Below are 6,235 nucleotides of genomic sequence, written 5' to 3' on the forward strand. Positions count from 1 at the left end.
GCCCAGGGCAACGGCACCTGGCAGGTCACCAACAGACCGGCACCGAACTTCATCGCCGACTGGGCCCCAACCCCAGGAGTGCAAGTGGTGACCGGAAACTTCAGATAGCGTGCCCGAACGACCAGGCAAAAGGCATGGTGGTTGCCGACGGCGGGCCATCATTGGCTGCTTCGGAGGGCTGATCGGATATGTTCACGTCACCGACCTGCACGAGATCGACGAGACGGCCCGCAGGGCGCTGATCAGCTCCACCGGGGACCGGCGCCCTCCCCGGACCACCCCGACATGCATCGGCGACAAGCCCTGGGTTCACGGCAGAGGCCAGGGCCGGCTCCTGACTTCTCGGCGTGGATCCTGGAGATCCCAGGATGACTGTGAGGGCCGCAGCCATGTGCTGGAGTCGCTGCGTGTGAATCGTCGTGATCGTTGCTGACCGTTCTCGTTGCCGGACGTGAGCCAGGGCAGGGGACGCGTTGCGTCTCCCGCCCTGGCTCACCGGACGAAGTCTCGCCCTGAAGCTGGTCCGCCCCTACTCCCGACGGATGCTTCCGAAGCCCATGATGCGGTGGGCTCACCCGGCGTCGATCACGGCCGGGTGCCGACCGCCACCAGGTACTCGATCTCGAAGCGTGCCTGATCGTCCGTGCCCCGGTTCCACTGCTCGCAGAGCTGGTCGAGCGCCTCGTCGAACTCCGCGGCACGCCCCTCCCGCTCGGCGTTCGCCCGCGTGGCGATGGTGGGACCGTAGTTCTTCTTGAAGTGCTCCCCGAAGTCGCGGGGCCGCTGGAACGCGGTGACCTCGAGGACGTCGCGGAGGACCCGGTGGAACTGCACCCGTCCGCCGAAGAGCCCCCTCAGGTGCTCCTCGCTCCCCCACAGCGGCGGGGGCTGCACGCCCGGCGGCGGGGTGGGGGCGAAGGGCTTCATCGTGCGGAAGAGCTCGCCCACCATGCCTTCGGGCGTCCAGCTCAGGAGGGCCAGGGTCCCGCCGGGGCGGGTCACGCGCACCAGCTCGTCGGCCGTCTGCTGGTGGTGGGGAGCGAACATGGCGCCGATCGAGGACATCACCACGTCGTAGGAGGCGTCCTCGAACGGGAGGTGCTCGGCGTCGGCCTCGACCCACTCGAGGTCGAGTCCGGCGCCCGCGGCGCGCCGCCTGCCGTCGTCGAGCAGCTCGGGGGTGAGGTCGCCGGCGGTGACACGGGCGCCCGTGGCGGCCGCGGGGAGGGAGGCGTTGCCGTTGCCGGCGCCGACGTCGAGGACGCGCTGGCCGGCGGTGATGCCGGCCGCTCCGACCAGGCGCGGGCCCAGCGGGAGCAGGAACGTCTCCACCATGGCCGGGTAGTCCCCCGAGGCCCAGATGGCGCGGTGCTTGGACTTGAGCTGCTGGTCAGCGGTCTGGCTGTCGGCGGCCTGGGGGCTGATGGTCTGTGACATGGCGGGGTCTCCTTGCGGGGTGGGGTGCCTCGGGTCGAGGACTGGTGCTGGTGTTCGGTGAAGCTGTGTCATGTGTTCCAGCATCCGCCGATCGATCGGGCGCAACATCGGGAGAACTCCCTATTCGTTCCCTATCCCTCCCCTGCTGCCTCCCCCCTTTGTTTCCCGGCCTGCCGCGTGCGCCGCTGCCTCCGCGCGGTTGTGCACCCCGAGCTTCATGAGGATCCTGCTCACGTGGTGGCCGGCGGTCTTCTCGCTGATGCTCAGGGCTCTCGCGATCCTCGCGTTGGACATCCCGAGGGCGATCAGATCGAGCACCTCGTGCTCGCGTGAGGTCAGCTCTCCCCCGTTCCGTGGCCGCGGGCCCGTGCCGCCGCCCAGCTCGCGCAGGAGCCGGGCCGCGGCGTCCAGCTCCCGGGACGCCCCCAGGTCGCGGAAGACGCCCTGGGCGGCCAGCACTTCCTCCCGCGCCAGGTCGGGCGAGACGCCCATGACCGCCCGCGCCAGGTCGAGCCGCGCCAGCGCCGCGTCCAGCGGCATGGCCATGGCACCGAAGGCGCGCAGCGCCCGCCGGGCGAGCTCGGCGGCCGCGTCCCGGTCCCCGGTGGCCAGGGCGAGACGGGCCGCGGCGAGATCGGCGCGGGCCGAGCCGAGCCGCATCTCGGACTCCCCGGCGATCCGGTGCAGGCTCTCCGCGGCGGCCTCGGCGGCCGCGAGGTCCCCGGCTGCCAGGGTGGCGTCGACGAGGGCGGCCAACAGCTGCGTGGTGCGCACCGCGTGCCCCTCCGTCTCGGACAGGCCGCGCTCGAGCAGGGAGACCGCCACGTGCGGTCGCCCCTCGGCGACGTGCAGCAGGGCCAGGGCCCGCAGCGACGACGGGTGCTCCTCCCGCCCGGACAGCAGCTGCTCGGCCTCGCGCAGGCGGCCCTGGTGGATCCGCAGCTCGGCCAGCGTGGCGAGCGCCGGGACGCTGAGCTCCGGGATGGCCCGGGCGTGGGAGGCGAGGGCGGACTCCAGCGCCTCCTCGGCCTCGGACCAGTGGCCCGTGGCGACCAGCACGTCGGCGTGCACGGTCCGGCAGACCCCCAGCAGCGGCGCCGCCCGGTGGGCCTGCGCGAAGTGCTCGACGTGCTCGCACCACTCGCGGGCCCGTTCCCACTCCTCCGCCTCGGCGCAGGCCATGACCAGGTGGCAGTAGGCGGAGCCCATGGTGTGGATGTTGCGGATCCTGCCGGCCGTGGCCGCGACCATGGCCTCCTCGAGCAGCCGCAGACCCGGCTCCCGGTGGCCGGCGGTCAGCTCCGCCTGGCCGAGCAGGCTCAGGGCGAGGATCTCGAGGTCCTCGGCGCCGGTCTCCCGGCCGATGCGGTGGGCCCGTTCCGCCTGGGCCGCCTGCTCCTCCACGGACGCGGCCTGCTGGGCCCGCCCGACGGCCACCCACCCGTGCCCCTCGCTCATGGGGGTGCCGTCGATGATCCGTGCGGCCCGGGCGAGCCAGCCCCGCGCCGCGGACGGACGGCCGGCGAGCTGGTGCTGCTCGGAGACCCAGACCGCCACCCGGGCGGCGTCGCCGAACCGGCGCTGCGCGACGTATCCGGTGACGGCCCGTTCGCGCCACGCGATCCCCTGGGGCACCTGGCCCTCGAACCACAGGGCGAGGCCCAGGCCCTCGGCGGCCACCGCCTCACCGGGAGGTTCGCCGCCGTCCAGGACGTGCTCGAAGGCCCGGCGCGCGCCGGCCCAGTCGCCGTGCTCGAGCGCCTCGGTGCCCTCGTGGAGCTGGTCGCCCCCCTGCGGCGAGTCCATGCGAGCAGTATCCCACCGCGCCCGCGGCGTGGACAGGACACCGTGCTCTGCTCACAGCAGACGACTCGCCCGTCGGCGCCCGTGCGGACCTAGCATGGGTTCATGAAGGACGTGATCCGCGCCACAGCTCCCTCGTCGCCGGCCTACCTTCCGTCACCCGCGCCGCGGGAGCGCGCCGCGCCGCGAGCGCCCGTGGACCCGCTGTGGCGGTCCGTGCTGGGGATGTTCCTGCGCCGCCACCGCCTGGCGCAGGGCCTGACGCTGGCGCAGGTGGCGCGCGTCTCCGGGGTCTCCACGCAGTACCTCTCCGAGATCGAGCGCGGGGTGAAGGACCCCTCGTCGGAGATCATCGCCGCGGTGGTCGGCGCCCTGGGACTGAACCTGGTCGATCTCACCGAGGGGACCACCGGGGTGCTGCTCGACAGCACTCCGGCCGCCCGCATCGTTCCGGGCGGGCCGGTCTGCCTGGCCGGTCCGGTGGCCCTGGCCGTCTGAGCGGCCGGACCCGCAGTCCCGCTCCCCCGTCTCAGCGGGCCCGGGCCTCCCGCGGCACCACCACCCGGTCCGCCACTCCGTAGCGCACCGCCTCCTCCGCGGTGAGCACGAGGTCCCGGTCGGTGTCCTCGCGCACCTGCTGCGGAGTGCGCCCGGTGTGCCGGGCGAGCACCTGCTCCAGCTGCGCCCGGGTGCGGGCGATCTCCTCGGCCTCGAGGATGAGGTCCGGAACGGTGCCCCGGCCCTGCGCGGCCGGCTGGTGCAGCACCACCCGGGCGTGCGGCAGCACCGAGCGCCGTCCCGGGGCGCCGGCCGCCAGCAGGACCGCGGCGGCCGAGACCGCCTGGCCCACGCACGTGGTCTCCACGGGCGCGCCCACGTGCTGCATGGCGTCGTAGACTGCGAGCATCGCCGTGGTGGAGCCGCCCGGGGAATTGATGTAGAAGCCGATCGGGCGGTCGGAGCCATAGGAGTCCAGGTAGAGCAGCTGGGCGATCAGGACGTTGGCGACCCCGTCGTCGATCTCGGTGCCGAGGTAGACGATGCGCTCCACGAGGAGCCGGCTGAAGACGTCCATGCTGCGCTCGCCGTGGGGCGTGCGCTCGACGACGTAGGGCACCGCGTAGCTGCTCACGACCCCACCCCCGCAGTCGCCGCGGCGGCGGTGCCGGCGGCGCGGGGCCGCACGTCGTCGAGCCCGGCGATGACCCGGTCCACGAACCCGTAGGCGAGGGCCTCCTCGGCGGTGAACCAGCGGTCCCGCTGGGAGTCGGCGGTGATCCGCTCGAGCGGCTGGCCGGTGTGCTCGGCGATGAGCCCGAGCACGGTGTCCCGGGTGTGGCGCAGGTCCTCGGCCTGGATGGCGATGTCCACGGCGGTGCCGCCGATCCCGGCCGAGCCCTGGTGCAGCAGGATCCGGGCGTGCGGCAGGGCGCTGCGCTTGCCCGGAGTGCCGGCCGAGAGCAGGAACTGCCCGGCGCTGCAGGCCAGCCCCATGGCGAGGGTGGACACGTCGTTGGGGATGATCCGCATGACGTCCATGATCGCGAGCATGGCCGGGACGGAGCCGCCCGGGGAGTTGATCCAGAGGGAGATGTCCCGCCGGGGGTCCTGGGCGGAGAGCAGCAGCAGCTGCGTGCAGAGCCGGTTGCCGGTGGCCTGGTCCAGCTCGGCGCCCAGCACGATGATGCGCTGCTCCAGGAGCCGGGAGGCGAGCTCGTCGTCGATCGGGGTCCGGGGTGGTGCGGTGGTGGTGTTCATGGGCCCAGCGTGGACCCGGGCGTCTCCCGGCGGAACCCGTTTCTGCCCTGGGCGGCTCTGCTCTGCGCGGCTCTGCCCCGGGCTGATCTGCCCCGGGCTGATCTGCCTTGCGCTGTACCGCGCCGCGCTGCTCGGGTCAGAGCGGCGCCGGGGGCGCCTCCCTCGTGGAGGACGCCCCCGGCGTGCTGTCGTGCGGCGGGCCGGGGCGTCACCGCACCGGCCGGCCCGGGCGTCAGCCCCGGGTGGTGGACCGGCGGCGCAGGACGACGCCCGTGGCCGCGAGCAGCCCGGCGCCGGTCAGGGCCATCAGCCCCAGACCGTTGCCCTGGTCCGTGGAGCCGGTGCCGGCGGCGGCGGTCTGCACGTTCCAGCCCGGGTTGGTCGCGTACATCGAGGAGCCGGGCACCCAGTGGCTCGGGGAGGTCCCCGGGCTCCACGGCGCGCCGGGGGTGGCCTGCGGGCCCACCACCACGCCGCGGTCCACGTCGACGTCGTAGCCGCCGCCGTCGTAGCCGCCGCCGGCGCCCTCGGTGTCGTCGTCGTCCTCGTCGCCGGCGCCGGCCGGGGCCGCGCAGGCCGCGAGGGCCTCGTCGAACAGGGCCTCCAGCTCGTCGACGTCGACCCCGACGTCACCGAGCTCGAGCCGGAGATCGGCGAGGTCCTCGATCGCGAGGTCGAGGGCGATCTGCGCCTCGATGGCCGCCGCGACGGCGGCGTCCAGGTCCACCAGGGCGGTCTCGACGCGCTCCTCGGCGTCATCCACGTCGGCGAGCAGCTGCAGCTCGGCGTCCAGCACGGCCTGCGCCGCGTCCAGCTCGGCCTCGGCCTCGGCCACGGCCTCCTCGTCGGACTCCACGGCAGCCCGGGCGTCCACGAGGGACTCCGGCTCCACCTGCGCCTCGGCCAGCTCGGCCTCCGCGTCCGTCACGTCGGCGTCGGCGTCGGCGAGGACCGCGGCCGCGGCCTCGACGTCCACCTCGGCCGCGGCCACGGCGTCCTCGGCGTTCCCGACGGATCCGGCGGTGTCCACGGCGGCCTGGGCGTCGGCGACCGCGTCGGCCGCGGCATCGGCCGTCTCGACGGCGGCGTCGAGGTCGGCCTGCGCGGTGGCCACGGCCTCCGCGGCCGCGACCTGGGCGGCCACGGCGACGTCGAGCTCGGCTCGGTCTTCGTCCGCCGCGGCTCAGGCGTCCGGCAGGACGGCGACGGGGACGTCCACCTCGGTCAGCGCGGCCTC

Annotated in this window: 6 protein-coding genes; 1 reads left to right on the top strand and 5 read right to left on the bottom strand. The window is 74.3% G+C overall.

Features of this window, described 5'->3' with window-relative positions; translation table 11 throughout:
- Positions 1–585 precede the first annotated feature (585 nt).
- Positions 586–1,437 carry a class I SAM-dependent methyltransferase gene (locus ACFU0Y_RS06735; protein ID WP_380213685.1) on the bottom strand — a complete coding sequence of 284 codons (852 nt, stop codon included), beginning with the start codon at positions 1,435–1,437 and terminating at the stop codon, positions 586–588.
- A 120-nt stretch (positions 1,438–1,557) separates the two neighbouring features.
- Positions 1,558–3,243, bottom strand: coding sequence for a LuxR C-terminal-related transcriptional regulator (locus ACFU0Y_RS06740; protein ID WP_380213686.1), 1,686 nt, complete (start codon positions 3,241–3,243; stop codon positions 1,558–1,560).
- Positions 3,244–3,345: 102 nt separating this feature from the next.
- Here ACFU0Y_RS06740 and ACFU0Y_RS06745 point away from each other — a divergent pair, with 102 nt between their 5' ends.
- The gene (locus ACFU0Y_RS06745) at positions 3,346–3,738 is read left to right on the top strand and encodes a helix-turn-helix domain-containing protein (RefSeq protein ID WP_380213687.1); all 393 of its coding nucleotides are present in this window, start codon (positions 3,346–3,348) and stop codon (positions 3,736–3,738) included.
- A 31-nt stretch (positions 3,739–3,769) separates the two neighbouring features.
- Here ACFU0Y_RS06745 and ACFU0Y_RS06750 read toward each other — a convergent pair whose 3' ends face one another.
- The 3 genes from ACFU0Y_RS06750 to ACFU0Y_RS06760 form a co-directional block, all read right to left on the bottom strand.
- Positions 3,770–4,372, bottom strand: coding sequence for a ClpP family protease (locus ACFU0Y_RS06750; RefSeq protein ID WP_380213688.1), 603 nt, complete (start codon positions 4,370–4,372; stop codon positions 3,770–3,772).
- Complete coding sequence (locus tag ACFU0Y_RS06755) at positions 4,369–4,998, bottom strand: ClpP family protease (protein WP_380213689.1); 630 nt, start codon at positions 4,996–4,998, stop codon at positions 4,369–4,371. The genes ACFU0Y_RS06750 and ACFU0Y_RS06755 overlap by 4 nt, the downstream gene beginning before the upstream one ends.
- Before the next feature lie 232 nt (positions 4,999–5,230).
- A complete protein-coding gene (locus ACFU0Y_RS06760; protein WP_380213690.1) occupies positions 5,231–6,142 on the bottom strand; it encodes a hypothetical protein in 912 nt (303 codons plus the stop codon).
- Positions 6,143–6,235 lie beyond the last annotated feature (93 nt).

Origin of the sequence: Kocuria sp. NPDC057446, assembly GCF_042802875.1 — a bacterium.
Classification (GTDB): domain Bacteria; phylum Actinomycetota; class Actinomycetes; order Actinomycetales; family Micrococcaceae; genus Kocuria.

Excerpts from the sequence above, each read along its gene's own strand:
- ACFU0Y_RS06745 (WP_380213687.1), top strand. The coding sequence starts at position 3,346 with ATGAAGGACGTGATCCGCGCCACAGCTCCCTCGTCGCCGGCCTACCTT.
- ACFU0Y_RS06740 (WP_380213686.1), bottom strand. The coding sequence starts at position 3,243 with ATGGACTCGCCGCAGGGGGGCGACCAGCTCCACGAGGGCACCGAGGCG.
- ACFU0Y_RS06735 (WP_380213685.1), bottom strand. The coding sequence starts at position 1,437 with ATGTCACAGACCATCAGCCCCCAGGCCGCCGACAGCCAGACCGCTGAC.
- ACFU0Y_RS06755 (WP_380213689.1), bottom strand. The coding sequence starts at position 4,998 with ATGAACACCACCACCGCACCACCCCGGACCCCGATCGACGACGAGCTC.